This is a genomic window from Xanthomonas prunicola (assembly GCF_002846205.1).
GTDB classification, from domain to species: domain Bacteria; phylum Pseudomonadota; class Gammaproteobacteria; order Xanthomonadales; family Xanthomonadaceae; genus Xanthomonas; species Xanthomonas prunicola.
This window is the reverse complement of sequence record NZ_PHKV01000010.1, coordinates 46,027-65,113: the sequence shown is the minus strand read 5'-3', so window position 1 is coordinate 65,113 and position 19,087 is coordinate 46,027. Positions and strand designations below refer to the sequence as shown.

Annotated in this window: 16 protein-coding genes; 12 read left to right on the top strand and 4 right to left on the bottom strand. The window is 64.8% G+C overall.

The genetic code is table 11. The annotated features are described in order from the left end of the window. On the top strand, positions 1–738 hold the full coding sequence (locus XpruCFBP8353_RS19990) for an ATP-binding cassette domain-containing protein (protein WP_101364794.1): 738 nt from the start codon (positions 1–3) through the stop codon (positions 736–738). Beyond that, the gene (locus tag XpruCFBP8353_RS19985; RefSeq protein ID WP_101364793.1) at positions 735–2,207 is read left to right on the top strand and encodes an ABC transporter permease/substrate-binding protein; all 1,473 of its coding nucleotides are present in this window, start codon (positions 735–737) and stop codon (positions 2,205–2,207) included. The genes XpruCFBP8353_RS19990 and XpruCFBP8353_RS19985 overlap by 4 nt, the downstream gene beginning before the upstream one ends. 81 nt (positions 2,208–2,288) lie before the next feature. Here the strand turns inward: XpruCFBP8353_RS19985 and XpruCFBP8353_RS19980 are convergent, their stop codons facing one another. Next, positions 2,289–3,470 carry an aminotransferase class V-fold PLP-dependent enzyme gene (locus tag XpruCFBP8353_RS19980; protein WP_101364792.1) on the bottom strand — a complete coding sequence of 394 codons (1,182 nt, stop codon included), beginning with the start codon at positions 3,468–3,470 and terminating at the stop codon, positions 2,289–2,291. A gap of 65 nt (positions 3,471–3,535) precedes the next feature. Here XpruCFBP8353_RS19980 and egtB point away from each other — a divergent pair, with 65 nt between their 5' ends. Both egtB and egtD read left to right on the top strand, forming a co-directional pair. Continuing rightward, complete coding sequence (gene egtB, locus XpruCFBP8353_RS19975) at positions 3,536–4,825, top strand: ergothioneine biosynthesis protein EgtB (RefSeq protein WP_101364791.1); 1,290 nt, start codon at positions 3,536–3,538, stop codon at positions 4,823–4,825. After that, positions 4,822–5,808, top strand: coding sequence for an L-histidine N(alpha)-methyltransferase (gene egtD / locus XpruCFBP8353_RS19970; protein WP_101364790.1), 987 nt, complete (start codon positions 4,822–4,824; stop codon positions 5,806–5,808). The genes egtB and egtD overlap by 4 nt, the downstream gene beginning before the upstream one ends. A 47-nt stretch (positions 5,809–5,855) precedes the next feature. Here the strand turns inward: egtD and XpruCFBP8353_RS19965 are convergent, their stop codons facing one another. From XpruCFBP8353_RS19965 to XpruCFBP8353_RS19955, 3 genes are all read right to left on the bottom strand, one after another. Next, entirely contained in the window at positions 5,856–7,154 is a 1,299-nt protein-coding gene (locus XpruCFBP8353_RS19965; RefSeq protein WP_341475820.1) for a type II toxin-antitoxin system HipA family toxin, read from the bottom strand. 24 nt (positions 7,155–7,178) lie between these two features. Next, positions 7,179–7,472, bottom strand: a complete 294-nt coding sequence (locus XpruCFBP8353_RS19960) for a helix-turn-helix domain-containing protein (protein WP_243391172.1) — start codon at positions 7,470–7,472, stop codon at positions 7,179–7,181. Between the two features lie 104 nt (positions 7,473–7,576). Next, positions 7,577–11,284, bottom strand: coding sequence for an indolepyruvate ferredoxin oxidoreductase family protein (locus XpruCFBP8353_RS19955; protein WP_101364787.1), 3,708 nt, complete (start codon positions 11,282–11,284; stop codon positions 7,577–7,579). Positions 11,285–11,479: 195 nt separating this feature from the next. Here XpruCFBP8353_RS19955 and XpruCFBP8353_RS19950 point away from each other — a divergent pair, with 195 nt between their 5' ends. From XpruCFBP8353_RS19950 to XpruCFBP8353_RS19915, 8 genes are all read left to right on the top strand, one after another. After that, entirely contained in the window at positions 11,480–12,115 is a 636-nt protein-coding gene (locus XpruCFBP8353_RS19950; RefSeq protein WP_101364786.1) for a hypothetical protein, read from the top strand. A gap of 374 nt (positions 12,116–12,489) precedes the next feature. Next, complete coding sequence (locus tag XpruCFBP8353_RS19945; RefSeq protein WP_101364821.1) at positions 12,490–13,407, top strand: AEC family transporter; 918 nt, start codon at positions 12,490–12,492, stop codon at positions 13,405–13,407. 348 nt (positions 13,408–13,755) lie between these two features. Then, complete coding sequence (locus XpruCFBP8353_RS19940) at positions 13,756–14,388, top strand: ParA family protein (RefSeq protein WP_101364785.1); 633 nt, start codon at positions 13,756–13,758, stop codon at positions 14,386–14,388. A gap of 15 nt (positions 14,389–14,403) precedes the next feature. Continuing rightward, positions 14,404–14,880 (top strand): SixA phosphatase family protein, encoded by a 477-nt coding sequence (locus XpruCFBP8353_RS19935; protein ID WP_003488452.1) that lies wholly within the window; start codon positions 14,404–14,406, stop codon positions 14,878–14,880. A gap of 3 nt (positions 14,881–14,883) precedes the next feature. Further along, complete coding sequence (locus XpruCFBP8353_RS19930) at positions 14,884–15,456, top strand: YceI family protein (RefSeq protein ID WP_101364784.1); 573 nt, start codon at positions 14,884–14,886, stop codon at positions 15,454–15,456. Then, positions 15,453–17,474 (top strand): phospholipase D family protein, encoded by a 2,022-nt coding sequence (locus XpruCFBP8353_RS19925; protein ID WP_101364783.1) that lies wholly within the window; start codon positions 15,453–15,455, stop codon positions 17,472–17,474. The genes XpruCFBP8353_RS19930 and XpruCFBP8353_RS19925 overlap by 4 nt, the downstream gene beginning before the upstream one ends. A 262-nt stretch (positions 17,475–17,736) precedes the next feature. After that, the gene (locus tag XpruCFBP8353_RS19920) at positions 17,737–18,165 is read left to right on the top strand and encodes a hotdog fold thioesterase (RefSeq protein ID WP_101364820.1); all 429 of its coding nucleotides are present in this window, start codon (positions 17,737–17,739) and stop codon (positions 18,163–18,165) included. Between the two features lie 21 nt (positions 18,166–18,186). Further along, positions 18,187–19,086, top strand: a complete 900-nt coding sequence (locus tag XpruCFBP8353_RS19915) for a lysophospholipid acyltransferase family protein (protein WP_207759694.1) — start codon at positions 18,187–18,189, stop codon at positions 19,084–19,086. Position 19,087 lies beyond the last annotated feature (1 nt).

Here is a 19,087-nt window from a genome sequence, read left to right as displayed (position 1 = left end):
ATGTTCACTCTCGACCAGGTCAGCCGTCGCTACGGCCAGGCCATCGCGCTCGACGCGGTCTCGCTGACTTTCGCCAGCGGCATCACGACGGCGTTGATCGGCCCCAGCGGCGCCGGCAAATCCACCGTGTTGCGCTTGCTGGTCGGGCTGGAGTGGCCGGACAGCGGCACGGTCGCCTTCGACGGCACGCCATTGCAGCGCGCCAACCTGCAGGCGCAGCGGCAACGTATCGGCTACGTGATCCAGGAAGGCGGGTTGTTTCCGCATCTGGACGCGCGCAGCAACGTGACCTTGCTGGCACAGACGCTGGGCTGGACGCGTGAGCGCATCAATGCGCGCCTGGAGACGCTATGCGCATTGTGCCAACTGCCAACGGAGTTGCTGGCGCGCTACCCGGCCGAACTCTCCGGTGGTCAACGCCAGCGTGTCGGCCTGATTCGCGCATTGATGCTGGACCCACCGGCCTTGTTGCTGGACGAACCGCTCGGTGCGCTCGACCCCATCGTGCGGTACGACCTGCAGGCGCAGATGCGCGAACTGTTTGCGCAGCTGGGCAAGGCCGTGGTGGTGGTGACGCATGACGTCGCCGAAGCGGCTTACCTGGCCGATAGTCTGGTGCTGATGCGCGCTGGCCGCGTTGTGCAGCAAGGCACTGCGCGCGATTTGCTGGAGCAGCCAGCCGATGCGTTCGTGCAGCGCTTCCTCACCGCCCAGCGCAGCATCGGCGATGCCGCATGATGGCGCGTGCGCTCATCGCTGCGGTGTTGCTGATCTGCAGTCTCGGCGCGCAGGCCGCGCAGGTCACCATCGGCTCGAAGAACTTCACCGAGGCCGTGCTGCTGGGCGAGATCGCCACCGCCGCCGGGCAGCGCGACGGCGTGGATGTGCAACACCGCGCGCAGCTCGGTGGCACGCGCATCCTGTGGCGCGCGCTGGAAACCGGGCAGATCGATGCGTACGCCGAATACACCGGCACGCTGGCGCAGGAACTGCTGCAGCTGCCCAAGGCCAGCCAGGCCGAACTGCGCGCCGCACTGGATGCACGCGGGCTGGCGATGACCGACTCGCTCGGCTTCCAGAACACCTATGCCTTCGGCATGCGCGTCGAGCGCGCGCAGGCGCTTGGCATCGCATCGATGTCGGATCTGGCACGGCATCCATCGCTCAAGATCGGGCTGAGCAACGAATTCATGCAGCGCGCCGATGGCTGGCCGGGCGTGCGCGCCGCCTATGCACTGCCGCAGACCGCGACCGGGCTGGATCACGATCTGGCCTATCGCGCGCTGCAGAGCGGAGCGATCGAGGTCACCGATCTGTACAGCACCGATGCGGAAATTCCGTATTACCAGCTGCAGGTGCTGCGCGACGACCGCCACTATTTCCCCGATTACCAAGCGATTTTTTTATATCGCAAGGACCTGGCGCAGCGCTCGCCGGCGATGCTCAAGACATTGCAGGGGCTGCAGGGGCGCATCGACGAGGCGACCATGCAGCGGCTCAACGCACAGGTGAAGCTGGAGCGTCAGTCCGAGGCGGCGGTGGCTGCGCAGTGGCTGGGCGTTGCGCCGGCATCGGCAGCCGACTCGCGTGTGGCGCGTCTGCTGCGGCATACGCGCGAGCATCTGGCCCTGGTCGGCATCTCGTTGGGCCTTGCCTTGCTGATCGCGTTGCCGCTGGGCGTGCTGGCGGCCCGGCGGCCGCGGCTCGGGCAGGTGGTGCTGTCGTTGACCGGCGTGCTGCAGACCTTGCCATCGCTGGCGGTGTTCGTCTTCATGATTCCGTTGTTCGGCATTGGCGCCAAACCGGCGATTGCTGCGTTGTTTCTCTACAGCCTGCTGCCGATCGTGCGCAACACGCATGCCGGGCTGACCTCGATCCCGCGCGAGTTGCGCCAGACCGCCGAGGCGATCGGGCTGCCGGCATGGACGCGCCTGTGGCGGGTGGAACTGCCGCTGGCGCGTCGCACCGTCGTGGCCGGCATCCAGACCGCGGCGGTGATCAACGTGGGCACCGCCACGCTGGGCGCGTTGATCGGCGCAGGCGGCTACGGCCAACCGATCCTCACTGGCATCCGCCTGGACGACATCGGCTTGATCCTGGAAGGCGCGATTCCTGCGGCGGTGCTCGCACTGATCGTGCAGGCGCTGTTCGAAGGCCTGGAGCGCTGGGTCACGCCGCGTGGGCTGCGCATCCGCCAGCGCGGCTGAGCCCGTAGGAGCGTACCCGGACCCGGCCGCGACTGGGCGCTATCGGGTAAGCCCCGTCGCGGCCGGGTCCGCTCCTACGGGTTATGCGGCTGGCAGCGCTGCGATCAGGGCTGAGAGCGCATCCTCGGTGACATTGAGGTGCGGTGCGATACGCAAACGTCCGTGTCGGCGTGTACAGATCGCCCCGCGCGCGCCGAACGCCGTCGCCACCGCATCCAGCTGATTGGCTGGCGGCTGCAACGCGGTCAGATGCGCCGCGTGGGCGGGCGTGCACCAACTGCCCAGACCGCGTGCCTGCAGCGCCGCATCCCAGCGCGCGGTGAGCGCGCCCAGCGCCTGCGCGATGCGCGCCGGTCGCCAGGCAGCGACCTGCTGCAAGGCCACCGTCGCCATCGCGATCCGCATTGGATCGGCAACGCCGCCGGCATCGAACCGGCGCGCACCGCTGCGATAGGACGGCGCCTGGGCGACCGGAAATTCCCAGCTGCTGCCGGCATCGCGGCCGATCCAGTGTTCTTCGATCGGCACGCCGTGCACCCGCCAGTGCGGGGCCACCCACAGCCAGGCCAGCCCCATCGGCCCCAGCAGCCATTTGTGGCCGACGCTGACCACGAAATCCGGCCGCCAGCGCGGCAGGTCGGTCGGCAGCACGCCCAGGCTCTGGCTCAGATCCAGCACCAGCGCCGCACCGCGTGCGTGCACCGCGGCGCTGATGCGGTCCAGATCGAGCTGTCGTCCATCCAGCCAATACGCATGCGGCAAGGTGACGATGCGCAAGGCCGGTGTCTGGGCGATGGCCTGCAGCACCGCTGCGGTCAAGGCATCGCCACCGGCCGTGGACACCGCCACGATGTGCGCACCCACCTCGGCACAGCGGCGTTGCCAGATCAGCAGGTTCGAGGGGAACTGGCCTTCCAGCAGCAGCACCGCCTCGCCGCGTTGCAGCGGCAGGTTGCGTGCGGCGGTCGCCAGGCCGTGCGCGGCCGAGGGCAGCATCGCCACGCCGTCGGCATCGGCGTCGAACAGGCCTGCAGCGAGCATGCGCAAATGCTCGATGTCCTGCAGCCAGGCATCGAACGGCAGCTGCCACGGGGTGGCCAGCGCATCCACCGCCTGATGCGCGACCGCTTGCACCGCGCGCAGCAGCGGGCCGCGCGAGGCGGCATCCAGATAGGTGATGTCGGCAGGTAACGCAAATGCCTGCTGGCGGTGTTCCCATTCGACGGGCGCGGGGAGCAGGCTGGACAGAGAAAAAGAAGACATGGCGACAGCTTACCGCTGGCTGCCACGCTGCCGACACGGCGCGTTCACAGGCGCTCCTCAAGCATATGGCGATGTCTGCACTCTCATCTCTGCTGGGCCACCACCAGCCACAGCAGTTGACGCTGCTGGAACGTTACGCGCAGACCCGCGCGTTGAGCGATCGTCTCGCCGCACCCTTGAGCGCCGAAGACGCGATGGTGCAGAGCATGCCCGATGCGAGTCCCAGCAAATGGCATCTGGCGCATACCACGTGGTTTTTCGAACGCTTCGTATTGCAAGCCGATCCGGCGTACCGCGTGTTCGACCCAGCCTGGGATTTCCTGTTCAACAGCTACTACCAAAGCGTCGGCCCGATGCATGCGCGCGCGCGCCGTGGGGTGCTGTCACGGCCCTCGTTGCAGCAGGTGCGCGATTACCGCGCTGCGGTCGATGCGCAAATGCAGCAGCGCCTGCGCGATGGCCTGCTCGATGCGCAGGCTTGCACCATCGTGCAGCTCGGCATCCAGCACGAGCAGCAGCATCAGGAGTTGTTGCTCACCGACATCAAGCATGCGTTGTGGAGCAACCCGTTGCAGCCGGCCTATCGTGATGCCGCTGCGCCACCGGCGGCCGTTGCCAGCACGTTGCGCTGGCATACGCGCGACGAACAGATCGTCGAGATGGGCGCTGCACCCTGGCCACAGGCCGCTACCTTTGCCTACGACAACGAATCGCCGCGCCACCGCGTGCTGGTCGGCGCGCATGCGTTGGCGAACCGCGTGGTGACGAACGCCGAGTTCCAGCAATTCATCGAGGCCGGCGGTTATCGCAGCGCCGGTGCCTGGCTCAGCGATGGCTGGGCGATGGTGCAGGCGCAAGGTTGGCAGCATCCCTTGTACTGGGATGCGGCGGGCCGCGAGTTCACGCTGAACGGTTGGCGCACGCGCGATCCGCATGCACCGGTCTGCCATCTGAGTCTGTTCGAAGCCGACGCATTCGCGCGCTGGGCCGGTGCGCGCTTGCCCACCGAAGCCGAGTGGGAACAGGCCGCGATCGGCGTGTCGGTGCAGGGCAACTTCGTCGACACCGATGCGTTGCATCCGCGCGGGGCTGCAGCAGTGGACACCGGCATCCAGCAGCTGTTCGGCGATGTCTGGGAATGGACCGGCAGCGCGTATCTGCCGTATCCCGGTTTTACCCCCTGGCCCGGATCGCTGGGCGAATACAACGGCAAATTCATGAATGCGCAGTGGGTACTACGCGGCGGCAGTTGCGCCAGCCCGGCTAGCCACCTGCGTGCCAGTTACCGCAACTTCTTCCCCTCCGATGCGCGTTGGCAATTTGCCGGCGTGCGCCTTGCCAAGGATCTGCCTTGAACGCCGCCGCCCATGCCCTGCAACGCGCGTACGCTGCGCTGACCGACCTGCGCCCTCAACCGGACGACATCACTGCCGATGCATTGACGGGGTTGTCGCAAACGCCCAAGACGCTGCCGTCGAAATATTTCTACGATGCGCGTGGTTCGCAGTTGTTCGAAGCCATTACGCAGCAGCCGGAGTATTACCTCACCAGCACCGAACTCGGTTTGTTGGAGGCCAGCATGACCTCGATCGCGCAAGCGATCGGTGCCAGCGTGCACGTGGTCGAATACGGCAGCGGCAGCGGGCGCAAGACCGAATTGCTGCTGCAGGGCCTGCGCGATGTGGTGGCCTACACGCCGCTGGAAATCTCGCGCACCGCGCTGTTGGAAAGCACCGCGCGACTGACACAGCAATTTCCACAGATCCAGATGCTGCCGGTGTGCACCGACTTCACAAAGCCGCTGCGTCTGCCCGATGCGCAGCGCCCGGCGCGGCGCCACGTGGTGTTCTTCCCCGGCTCCACGTTGGGCAACTTCGCCGACGCTGCGGCTATCGAGTTGCTGGATGCGATGCGCCAGACCATGGGCAGTGATGGCTGCGCCCTGATCGGCATCGATCTGGACAAGGACGTGGGGCTGATCGAAGCCGCCTATAACGATGCGGCCGGCGTCACTGCCGAGTTCACCCTGAACCTGCTGGCGCGGCTCAACCGCGAGATCGGCAGCAATTTCGATCTGGAAGGATTCCGTCACCACGCGGTGTATGCGCGTGAGCGCGGCCGCATCGAAACCTTCCTGATCAGCCAACGCGCGCAGCGCGTGCAGGTCGGCGGCAAGGATGTGGAATTTGCCGACGGCGAAGCGATGCAGGTCGAATACAGCTGCAAGTACACCGACGCGCGCTTTGCCGAACTGGCTGCAGCCGCCGGGCTCAAGGTGACGCATGGCTGGAACGATGCCAAGGATTGGTTCGGGCTGCGCTTGTTGCGGCCGTTGTAAGGTTGCAGCGCAAAGTCCGAACAGTCAAAACGCGTGTTCGGTTGCGATTAGCGATCAGATGGCATCTCACGCAGATGCTTGGCCGCTTCTCTCATGCCACTGAAGACAGTATCTGCCAGGGGGACCGGAAACTCTGCTGGAAGCGTGTTTGCAACAAAATCCAATGCGCTTTCCAGCTGTTCCATTAATTCTTCGATCCAGGGTTCGGCACCAGCACGCACCCCACAGGCACGTGCAGTGTCGTTCCAATGGCGACGGCGGATATCTTTCAAGCGACGATGCCTATTTTTTCCAACCACGGCCATCGCCAATGCCGCGCGATGTGGATCTAGCTGCTGTGCGCCGCGTCCGAGGATGGGATAAACGGATAAAACGTCGTAGAGCGGCGTCATGCGGAAACGGCCGCCGGGCTCAATCATCAGACTGAAATTCTTGGCGTGTCCGTCAGTTGCGGCGATCAGCCAGAACAGGATCTGCGCCTTGAAGAAGATTTCACGGTCGGAAGGTTGGCTCGACTGCCTGAGTAACTCCATGATCGCCACGATGCCGGGGCCGCCGTCGTTCTCGTACTTTTTCGACGAAGACACACCGAATGCCTGGCACAGGTCTTCCTGGGGAAGGCGCATCCACCACTGTCCGTCCGGCGATAGACGCCGGTCGAAACGTTCAACTATCAGGGCGCGCTGCTCTTGGAACCTTCCCAACGTGGTGACAGCCACGGGAATGCCAAATGCGGCGAGCAGCTGCGCGCACAGCCATTCGTTTTCCACTGAGGCCTGCATGTCCGCGCGCATGTTGCCGACCAGCCCCAGCGGCAGCTTGAAGATGTGCGTGCTCGGCGTGCTCCCCAGGGGCACGCACCACTGATGCTGATGATGTAATAGCGCAGTTTTTTCCTGAGCGCCTGCCAATGACAGCCGGAAGTCGTCGTTATCGCCATGCTGGCCGGGCAGCAGCGGCGCGGTGACGCCGCGCAGCACAGCGGCAACCTCGGTATCGCTCAGTGCTCTGCTCTGGATGCTGCGCAAATGCTCGGGTTCGGCATCAATTGCAAGCAACTGGATTGCGCCGACACAATCGCGGCCGACCGCCTGAAGCAGGTCGAATGTGCCGGCCGAGTCGGTTTTGAAACGTTCCCGCATACGACGACGGATGTCCGTGCTATCGGGCAGCAGATTGTCGAAATAATGGGTGACGACATCACCGCGATGCGACTGTCCTTCGGGCAACAACGGAAGTGATAGGGACAGTGGCCGTGCCTGGGGCGAGTGGAGCCATTCGGAGAGGTAGGTCAGCCGCGCTCCTTGCACATCCTCTCGCCAACGAGCGACGCGCAATCCATTCATCCATACGCACAGTTCGGCCACGCCCTACCAAGCCTCTTCGGAGGGATTCGAGGAGCCGTTGTTGCGCAGGTTCAGCGAAACCTCCACGTTCAGAATCGCCCAGACGCGCATCAAGCGTTCGAATGTGGCGCCCTCAGGCTTGCGTTCCAGTGCGCTGACCGCTTGGCGGGTAATGCCCAACTGCTCGGCCAACTGATCCTGGGTTAGGCCTTGCTGCTTGCGCAGCGCCTTGAGCAGAGGACCCAGTTGTTGCGTCGTCTGGATGGGGAACACGGTGATACCCATCGTTGCTGGCGTATTGATCGTCGAATTACGCAAGCTATGGCTTTCTTTGTTGAAATGCAAGCTATAAGTTGCTATTCATAAATGCAATCTATGAGTTGCCTATCTAGGGAGATCACGGACTAGCATTTACATCCTGATCAAGCCGTCTGCACCACATGCAACGCCTTCGGATTGCGCCACTGCGCCAGCAGCGCGGTTTCGCGCGCCTTGGCTTCCTGCAGATGCGCATGTTTGACGTGGCCATAGCCGCGAATGTGCTCCGGAATGCTGGCGATCCGCGCGGCCAGGCCGACGTTATCGGCATCCAACCGTTCCAACAGCATGTCCACCGTTGCACTGTAATCGGCAATCAGCTGGCGCTCGCCACGCCGTTCTTCGCTGTAGCCGAACACGTCGAGCTTGCCGCCACGCAGGAACTTCAACCGCGCCAGCAACTTGAAGGCAGTGAACATCCACGGCCCGTACTCGCGTTTGATCAAGTTGCCATGCGCGTCTTTCTTTGCAAGCAACGGCGGCGCCAGATGGAAGCGCAGCGTGTAGTGGCCTTCGAACTGTTGCTGCAACCGGCGCTGGAAGTCGCCCCGCGTATAGAGGCGCGCCACTTCGTACTCGTCCTTGTAGGCCATGAGCTTGAAGGCGTAACGCGCCACCGCCTCGGTGAGTGCGCTACTGCCGGGCACACGCTGCAGCTCGTGTGCGCGCACGCGCTCGACCAGACTGCGATAACGCTGCGCGTAGGCCGCATCTTGGTACTCGGTCAAGAACGCGATGCGGCGCGCGATGGCTTCGTCTAGCGATTGCGTCAGCTGCTCGTCGTCGAGCAGATCGGCCGGTGCAGCGACAGCGCCATGCAGTGTGCTGCCATCGGTCTGCGCCAGCGCACGCGGTGCGCCTTGGCCGCCAAGGTCGTGCTCTTCCCAGCTGCCCGGGCCATGCGCTTGCGGTGTGTCGCCGCGCAGGTGTGCCGGCGCGGCGTTGCCGGCCAGACCCGCAGCGCGTTGCACCGCCGCCAGATCGATCGCAGCCAGGCGGCCCCAGGCAAATGCCTGCTGATTCATCGCAACGGCCGCGCCATTGAGTTCGATTGCGCGCATCAGCGCCGCATGCGACACCGGCACCAACCCGTGTTGCCAGGCGTAGCCAAGCACGAACAGATTGCTGGCGATGGCATCGCCCAGCAACGCAGTTGCCAGCTGCGTGGCATCGAGCAACAACGGCTCCTGGCCACCGAGCGCGGTGCGCACACCGGCGATGATCTCGGCAGCGGGAAACTGCAGATCCGGTTGCGTGGTGAAGCTGCCCGGCATTGCTTCGTAGGTATTGAGTACGACCTGGGTGCGGCCGTCGCGCACCTTGGACAGCGCCCAATAATCGTTGACCACCACCATGTCGCAACCCAGCACCAAGTCGGCTTCGCCTGCAGCGATGCGCACGGCGTGGATGTCGTCGGGCTGGCGGGCGATGCGGATATGCGTGGTCACCGCGCCGCCCTTTTGCGCCAGGCCGGTTTGGTCCAGCACCGTCGCGCCCTTGCCTTCCAGATGCCCGGCCATGCCCAGCAGCGCACCGATGGTCACTACGCCGGTGCCGCCGACGCCGGTGATCAGGATATTCCAGGGCCGCTCCAGCGAGGTGCGCTTGGGCGGCTCGGGAAGCGTGTCCAGCAGCGTACTGGCATCGCGCTTCTTACCCTTGCGCGGTGCGCCGCCATGCACGGTGACAAAGCTCGGGCAAAAGCCAGAGACGCAGGAATAATCCTTGTTGCAGTTGGACTGATCGATCTGGCGCTTGCGCCCGAACTCGGTCTCTTTCGGCAGCACAGACACGCAAAAACTTTTCTCGCCACAATCGCCGCAACCTTCGCAGACCAGCGAATTGATCATCACCCGCTTGGGCGGATCGATCAGCTTGCCGCGCTTGCGACGGCGGCGCTTTTCGGTGGCGCAGGTCTGGTCGAAGATCAGGATCGACACGCCTTTGACCGTGCGCAAATGCTGCTGCACCGCATCCAGCTCGCCGCGATCATGAAACGCGACCTCGGCAGGAAACAGGTCGCGTCGCCGCGTCCACTTGCCGATGTCGTCGCTCACTATCGCAATCTCATGGATGCCTTCGGACCGCAGTTGATGCGCGATATCCGGCACCGTGAGCGTGCCGTCTACCGGCTGGCCGCCGGTCATCGCCACCGCATCGTTGTAGAGAATCTTGTAGGTGATGTTGACCCCGGTGGCGACCGATTGCCGAATCGCCAACGAGCCGCTGTGGAAGTAGGTGCCGTCGCCCAGATTCTGGAACACATGCGGGGTATCGGTGAACGGCGCTTGCCCCGACCACGTCACGCCTTCCCCGCCCATGTGGGTGAAGGTGTCGGTGGCGCGATTCATCCAGGTCACCATGTAGTGGCAACCGATACCGCCCAGCGCGCGCGATCCTTCCGGCACTGCGGTGGAGGTGTTGTGCGGGCAGCCCGAGCAGTAATGCGGCACGCGCGGAAATTGCGCGCGCGGCAGGGCCATTTCCGCTTCCTTGGCATCCATCCAGCGCAGACGCTGCTGGATCGAATCGGTATTGATCGTGCTCGATTGCAGCAGGCGCAGGATGCGCCTGCCGATCACCGCCGCGATGGTGGCCGGCGTCAGCTCGCCGGTGGAGGGCAGGATCCACGCGCCCTGCTCATCGTACTTGCCAACAATGCTCGGCCGCGCGCCGGCGCTGGCCGGCCAGTTGTAGAACAGCTCCTTCATCTGGCGCTCGATGAAGGCCTTTTTCTCTTCCACGACGACGATGTCTTGCAGACCCTGCGCAAACGCGCTGATACCCACCGGTTCCAGCGGCCAGGTCATGCCGACCTTGTACACGCGGATACCGATGTGGGCGCAGGTCTGCGCATCCAGGCCCAGGTATTCCAGCGCCTGCAACACGTCCAGATAGCTCTTGCCGGTGGTCACGATGCCCAGCCGCGCGTGCGGCGCATCCAGCACCACCTTGTCGATGTGGTTTGCGCGCGCGAAGGCCTGCGCCGCGGCAATCGCATACCGGTGCAGGCGCATCTCCTGATCCACCGGCGGGTCTGGCCAACGGATGCTCAAACCGCCTGGCGGCAGTGCGAAATCCTCCGGCAGCACGATCGTGCGTGCGAACGGATGGATGTCCACCGAAGCGGACGATTCCACGGTTTCGGCAATCGTCTTGAAGCCGATCCAGCGCCCGGTGTAGCGGCTCATCGCCCAGCCCAGCAGTCCCATGTCCAGGATGTCCTGCACCCCGGCCGGATTGAGGATAGGCATCATCGCGCTGACGAATTCGTCTTCCGACCCGTGCGGCAAGGTCGAGCTGCGGCAGGCATGGTCGTCGGCGGCCAGCGCCAGCACCCCGCCAAAAGGAGAAGTACCGGCGGCATTGCCGTGTTTGAACACGTCGCCGCTGCGGTCCACGCCCGGGCCCTTGCCGTACCACATGCCGTACACACCCTGCACCTTTGCGCCGGGGAACAGGTTGGTCTGCTGGGTACCCCACACCATGGTGGCGGCCAGGTCCTCGTTGAGGCCGGGAGTGAAGGTGACCTTGGCCGCGTCCAGGTGCTTGCGCGCACGCCACAGTTCCAGGTCCAGTCCGCCGAGCGGGCTGCCGCGATAGCCACTGATGAAGCCGGCGGTCTGCAGGCCGGCGGCGTCATCGCGCAGGCGCTGCAGCAGCGGGAGCCGCACCAGCGCCTGCACCCCGGAAAGATAGATGCGCCCATCGGTCCGCGTGTACTTGTGGTCCAGCGTGTAATCCGCATCCACCTTGCCGAGCTCCGGCGTGTTGGCAGAGTCGGGAGAAGAAAGTGCAGCGGTACTGGTCATGGCGTGCCCGGAAAGGGTGGCTGGGCCCCGGTGCGTGTCATCTGAAACTATCTGACGCACCCGACGGATTCCAAAACGGCGGCACAAAGTGTAACAGTCAGTTTTCGCGCACCTGTCCCCGTGCGGATGCGCAGCCGACGCGCTGCGGGTAGGATGGGGACGGGAAGGGGTCGTTTGCTGTCAGGGGAAAACACAGTGAAAAGGAAATACGCGTGGGCCGCTCTGGCCCTGCTCGGAGGGGTGTGGTCGTTGGCGCAGGCGCAGAGTCTGCCCAAGCCCAAAGAGTTCTATTTCGACGAAGACCGCAGCACAACCAAGGCCGTGGTCGCCGTACAAGGCCAGGGCGATGCAGTTGTCGACCGGCTTGCGGCGATGGTGCAGCGTGATGCCCGTGCGGCCGATCCGCGTGCGCAGTTGGCGTCGCTGGCCTACGCCGGTGGGCGCACTCAGTTAGGCGATGAGCTCTATCAGGGCGCGCTGGCGCTGGTGTCCAACGGCAGCCAGCAATACCGCGCCATCACCTGGAACTACGGATGGGATCTGCTGCGTGCCGATCAGCCCGACAAGGCGCTGCAGCAATGGGCCAACCTGGCCAACGGCCGCCCGGCCACGCCGGAATGGTTGCCGACGACGGCTGCACTCGCGCTCTGGCGCGCAGGGCGCAAGCAAGAGGCGGTCGAGTGGTATGCGGCCGCCGTGCGCACCTGGCCGGACCGTTGGAGCAGCACCGCCAGCTACGCCAGCCTGTTGCCGGAATGGCGCGAGGCAGAGCGCGCCACTCTGGCCGAGGTCTTTGCGGCCTGGCAGGCCAAGCCGCCGGCGTTTCCGTAAACGCCTGGCCGCGCTGCGGGGATTTCCTGCAACGCGGGTTGTGTACTGGGCCGACGCTGGGCCGGGCATGTTTGCCGATTAACCAGGTGCGATCTGGTGCGTCGGCCTGCCGCTGACTTGAGACGAGGACGCGTAACGTCGATTCCGCTGGCTCAGTGAAAGGCTGATCAGGTCTGTACCGGATCGCAATCACGGCTGAGAACGTTGGCTTGCTGACGTTGCGAGGTCGCTGTGTGAGATGCCGTAACCGAGGCTTCGCAGTGATCGGAGCTTGGTGGCGTGTGCTTCGCACCAACCACGCCAACGCATCCTTCGATGCGCGCCCCGCGCGCCATGCGATCCTGTGCATCGCTTTCCAACGGACACGATCGCGCATGGCGGTAGATGCATTTGCCTTGATTCTGGCCATGTTGGGGCTGGGCCTGCTGTTCGCCCGCCTGCGGGTGTTGCCGGACAACAGTGCCGATGTGCTCAACCGTCTCGTGCTCTACATCTGCCTGCCGGCGTCGGTGCTGACCTATGTCCCGCGCCTGCACCTGGATGCCTCGCTGGGTGGGGTGATTGCAACGCCGTGGTTGCTCACCGCCATCATCGTGCCGTTGCTGTGGGGCTGCAGCCGCCTGCTGCGCTTCGGCCGCGCCGAATACGCCGCGCTGCTGATGTGCGTGGTGTTCACCAATTCCAGCTTTATCGGCTTCCCCATGGTGCGCGCACTGATCGGCGATCACGCGCTGCCGTATGCAGTGGTCTACGACCAGTTCGGCACCTTCGTGCTGCTGTCCACGTTCGGGCTGTACGTGCTGGCCCGGTATAGCGGCGATACCCCGCCGACTGGGCGGCTGATCCTGATGCGGGTGCTGCAGTTTCCGCCGTTGTGGGCGCTGCTGTTCGCCTTGACACTGATGCCCGAGCAACCGCCGAACTGGATCGGCTCCGGCCTCAAGAACCTTTCCGATGCGATGTTGCCGCTGGTGATGCTGTCGGTGGGTTTTTCGCTGCAGCTGCGCCTGCCTGCCGACGAACTCAAGCCGCTGGCCGTGGGCCTGGTGTTCAAGCTGGTGCTGATGCCGGTCCTGGCCTTGCCGCTGTCCTGGGTGCTTGGCCTGCACGGGCAGATGCTGCAGACCAATGTGCTCGAATCGGCAATGCCCACCATGATTACCGCTGCGGCGCTGGCCATTTCGCACCGCCTGGCGCCACGTCTGGCGGCAGCAATGGTTGGCTACAGCATTCTGTTGTCGTTGCTGACGCTGCCTGCGTGGGCCTGGCTGCTGGCGCGATTGGTAGCGTAAGGCCTCCGCTAGCGGCAGCATGCCGGCAGCAGTGCTGCCGGCATGCGCTTGCGCCCGGTCGCTCGGGCCCATGCCAAGGTCCAATGTCGCTGCCATGCTGCATTGCGACGAGGCCACTGCTCATGCAATGCACACCTGCATCGGGGCAACACGTGCAGATGATCTTGCGCTGGGTGAGAAGTGTGCAGCCCTTGCCGCGCTCACTTGCGGCGCAAGGCGTTTGCATCCATCGGCTGGAGGTCTGCGCTGCCTTTGCCTGTACGCCATCAACGCGTTTAACGCGTTTCGACTACTTCCTCACCTTGCCGCGGTGTACGCTGCCGGCCTGCTCCCGGAAGCGAGGCGTGCATGAAGACAGTCCTGGTGGCCGCCTCCAAAGGCGGCGTCGGCAAGACCACGATCGCCACCAACCTGGCCGCACATGCGGCGTTGCAAGGCCAGCGCACGGTGCTGGCAGATGCCGATCCGCAAGGCTCGTCCACCCGCTGGGCGGAGCGCCGCGCCAGCCTGGAAAGTGCGGTACTGCCGATTGACGCCACCAAGCGCCGCAACTGGCAGGCGGCCGTGCCGGATGGCACCGATACCTTGATCATCGACGCGCCGGCCGGAGCGATGGCCGACGACCTGGGCGGATTCCTTGACCACGTCGATGCCATCGTGGTGCCGGTGTTGTCCTCGGCGCTGGATATCGAAGCGGTGGTCGGCTTTCTCAACACGCTGGCCAAGGTGCCACGCGTGCACCAGCGCAAACTGCCGGTGGGTTTGGTGCTCAATCGTGCCCGTCCCTGGACCCAGACCTCGCAACAGGCCGCCGACATGATCGGCAGCTGGCCGTACCCGCTAGTGACCCAACTGCGCGACACCCAGGCCTATGTGGTGATGGCCGGGCTGGGACGCAGCTTGTTCGACTACCGCTCGGCGCAAGTGCGCGACCATCAACAGGACTGGGAGCCGCTGTTCAAGTGGCTCAAGAAGTCCTAGAACCGGGAAGTTCCTATGCGCGAATTGATCTTGTTGCGACACGCCCATGCCGAACCGGCCGATACCGGCCAGGCCGATTTCGATCGCCCGCTGTCGCCGCACGGCATCGCCGAGGCCGAAGCGGCAGGGCGCTGGCTGCGCGAGCAACGGCTGGTGCCTGACCGGGTGCTGTGCTCGCCGGCCCGGCGCGCCCGCGAAACCCTCGAAGCGGTGCTCGAGCTCACCGGCTATATCGAACAACGACTGGACGAACGCATCTACGAGGCCACGCCGGGCACTCTGGCCAGCCTGGTGGATGAACATCGCGAGGCCGAGCGCCTGCTGCTGGTCGGCCACAACCCTGGTCTGGAACGGCTGGCGGCGTTGATGCACAGCGGCCAGACCGGCGATTACCGTGGCATGCCCACCGCCTCGATTGCGTTGCTGGCCCTGCCGCTGGACGCCACCATCGAGCCGGGTATCGCCCGCCTGACCGCCTTCTGGTGGCCCTGATCCGTGTCATCGTCGCTGCGCTGGTTCGCTTGGCTCGCGCTCTGGGTCACCTTGCCCTGTCTGGCGCAGCAGAAGATGCATTCCATCGACCCGGCGCAATCGCGTTTCGGGTTCGAGATCAAAACCCGCTTCGGGATGAAGATCGAGGGGTTTTTCCCGCGTTTTCGCGGTGAAGTGGTGGAACTGCCCGACAAACGCCAGCAGGTACGATTCCGGCTGGACGCCACCCAGGTGGAGATTCCGGGCAAGGACCGCTATACCGGCTGGATGCGGGGTGAGGATTTCTTCGATGTGGCGCGCTATCCGGTGGTGGAGTTCGAGTCGCTGCCGTACACCGAGGAGGTGATCAAGGGCGGGGGAGACATCACCGGCAACCTGACCATCCGCGGAATCACCCATACCGAGACCCTGCATGTGGTCCCGGCCGAATGCACCCGGCCGGGCTATGATTGCGACGTGATCAGTCGAGGTACGGTCCTGCGTGGACGTTACGGAATGAATGCGTGGCAGATGGCCCTGGGCGACAGGGTGACATTCGTTCTGCGTGGGCGCTTGCAGGAGGCGCGGCGCCCGTGAAGTGCCTGTTGAGGGTTCTCGTGCTGGCAACGTTGTTGCTCGGCACCGGATGCGCCAGCCTGTCGCAAACCGAGCGCAACCGTGCTGCCGGCGTCGCCGCTGCGGCACGCAGCACCGTGGTGAACTGCACGCAGGCCAATCGCTGCGCGCAGCCTTCGCCGTTACGTGCGCTGGGCGGTGAGGCGATCACTGCCTCCACACCGGCGGCGCCGCGGCATTACGCCACCATCGTCGACCATGGCGAAGAATCGCTGGTGGCCCGGCTCAATCTGATCCGCAGCGCCACCCGCAGCGTCGACCTGCAGACCTACATCTTCGACAAGGACGACAGCGCGCGCATGATCATGGACGCGCTGATGGATGCCGCGCAACGCGGCGTCAAGGTGCGCATCCTGATCGATCAGCTGTCGGCGATCGCCGATCTGCAGATTCTCGGTGCGCTGGCCAGCAGCCACGAAAACCTGCAGCTGCGCATCTACAACCCGACCTTCGGCAAGGTCAAACTCAACTACTTCGACTATGCCGGCAGCGTTCTGTGCTGCTTCCGCCGCTTCAATCAGCGCATGCACAACAAGCTGCTGGTGGTGGACGACGTGCTTGGTGTGGTCGGCGGGCGCAATTACCAGGACGACTATTACGACTGGGACAGCGAGTACAACTTTCGCGACCGCGATGTGATTCTGGCCGGCCCGGAAGTTCGTGCGATGGCCGCTAATTTCGATGCGTTCTGGCGTGCCCGGCGCAGTGTGCCGGCCGAGCGTTTGAACGATGTCGGGCGCCTGCTGCTGGAGCAGGGCGTACCGCAGATGCCGCCGGCGAACTTCCGCCGGCCCGACCGGGTGGCGCGGGTGGATCGCGAAGCGCGCGACCCGCAGTTCGTGCGCGATGCCTTCGTGACCCCAGCCATGCCGGTGCAGCGCGTGTTGTATGTCGCCGATCTGCCGCAAAAACACCGCAGGGAACATGCCGCCAAGGCGGTTTCCACGGCGCCGGAACTGGATGGCCTGATTGCCGGCGCGCAGCAGGAAGTGTTGCTGCAAACGCCGTATCTGGTGTTGTCCGACCAGGCGCAGGCGATCTTCCGCACGTTGCGCACACACCTGCAGCCGCCGCGCATCGTGGTGTCGACCAACAGCCTGGCCGCCACCGACAATCCCATCGTGTATGCGCTGTCGTACAAGTTCAAACGCCGCAACATGCGCGAGCTGGGCTTCAACGTGTACGAATTCAAGCCGTTCCCGCTGGATGCCCCGGTGGAGTACGCCAACCTGGTGCCGGATCCACTCAATCCGGCCTCCGAAATCAACCAAGACAGCCGCACCAATCGCCTGATCGGCGGCAGTGCGGCTGGCAACGCGATGCGCGGCAGCAGCGGTGCAGAGGGGAACACAAGCGCCAGTGCTGGCAGCGTGTTACGCGGCAGCAGTGGCCGTGGTCGTGCACCGGGCGGCAGCGAGGTCGACCGGCGCGTGTTGCGTACCGAAACGCGGCCCTCGTTCCTGGGGACGCGCGCGGTCAACAAGCCGCTGCCGGTGACGCGCGCCGGTGCACGCATGGGCTTGCATGCCAAGTCGCTGGTGGTGGATCGCCGCATCGGCGTGATCGGCACCCACAACTTCGACCCGCGCAGCGAGAACTACAACACCGAAGCGGCCGTGGTGATCGACGACGCGCGCTTTGCGCAGGCGCTGGCCGCCAGCATCGAACGCGATATGGCTCCGGAAAATGCCTGGACGGTGGCTCCGCGCGAAAAGCCGCCGGTGCTGAGCGGGTTGAACTACAGCGTGGGCAAGGTCTCTGAGGCCTTGCCGGTGCTGGACTTCTGGCCATGGCGCTACGCCACCAATTACGAGTTCCAGCCCGGCCCGGATTGCCCATTCCCGCTCAAGCGACAGGACCCGCAGTTCCGCCAGTGCTACGTGGCAGTAGGCGACTTCCCGGAGGTCAATGTCGGCCCGAAGTGGTTGCTGGTACGCATGCTGACCGCCTTCGGTGCCGGGCTGGTGCCGATTCTTTGATCGGATGACGCGTTGCAGTGATGAAGACGAGTCGATGCAAGATGTTGCGCTGTATTTTCGGTAGATTGCCGTAGATGTGCGCAGGTTGCTAATCATCGCACGCAAAAGTGGGAGCGTGAGAGGCTGCACCCGTAGCAGGCTGATGCGTTGGACGCAGTCGCAGCATCTCTGACCGCTGTTGGCAGCCAGCCGCACTGCAATGTTGCATCGCATTCCAGGCACCTGGATGCTCTTGCGATTCCCGATTCCCGATTCCATGCCCATGACCTTCCGCGAACCCGTCGATCTAGCCGCCCTCAACGCCGCCAGCCGTGACACCTTGATCGAACATCTCGGCATCGTGTTTACCGAAGCCGGTGACGATTGGCTACGCGCGACCATGCCGGTGGATGCGCGTACCAAGCAGCCCTATGGCCTGTTGCACGGTGGCGCCTCGGTGGTGCTGGCCGAAACGTTGGGCAGCAGCGCCGGCAACCTGTGCGTGGATATGACGGCCCAGATGTGCGTGGGGCTGGAGATCAATGCCAATCACCTGCGCGCTGCCACGCAGGGACTGGTGACCGGAACCGCGCACGCGGTGCATGTGGGGCGCAGCACGCATGTCTGGGACATCATCATCGAAAACCCGGCGGGCAAACGCGTTTGCGTGTCGCGGTTGACCCTGGCGGTCGTTGCGCGTGGCAATGGCTGAGCTCGCCCGGCAGTGGCATGCATGGAACAGCGTTGCCCGCTACCGGCACTGCGCGGCAGCCACGCTGCTGTCACAATGGTTGCGCTTCCTTCCCCCGTTACCGGTTCCGTTCGTCGAATGAGCGAGTCATCCCTGGACGCCACGCGCGAGGCTGGCGGCGCGCTGCGTTTGCTGCGTTACCTGTATCGGGTGCCGTTGCTGTTGCTGCATCTGTGCCTGTGCCTGCCGGTCACCATGCTGTGCGTGGTGGCGCCGCCGCTGGCGCGGATCCGTACCGGCCCTGCGGACACCCTGGACGAGCTGATGATCCGCTGGTGGCAGGGCAACCTGATGCGCATCTTCGGCTTCCGGCTGCGCCGCTTCGGTACGCCGCTGCCGGGCGCGACCCTGTTCGTGGCCAACCACGTCAGCTGGGTGGACATTTCCATGCTGCACAGCCAGCAGGTGATGGGGTTTGTGGCCAAGCGCGAAATCGCCGGCTGGCCGCTGGTGGGCTGGTTGGCGACCAAGGGCCAGACCATCTTCCATCAGCGCGGCAATACCGAATCGCTGGGCGGGGTGCTGCAGGAAATGCTGCTGCGCCTGCAAAGCGGCAAGCCGGTCGGTGTTTTCCCGGAAGGGCGCACCCGCGGCGGCACCGAGGTCGGCCCGTTCCATGCGCGCATCTTCCAGGCGGCGGTGGAAGCCGGGGTGCCGGTACAGCCGGTGGCGCTGCGTTATGGCGTGCGTGGCAATGCGCAGGCGGTAGTGGCGTTCGGTGAGCGCGAGAGTTTCTTCGCCAATATCGTGCGCCTGCTGGGCGAGCCGTCACGGCTGGCAGAAGTGCATTTTCTCGAGCCGATTCGCGCGCTGGACATCGAAGGCCGTCGCCGACTGGCCGACACCTCGCGCCAACGGATCGTTGCAGCGATGGAGTCCTAGT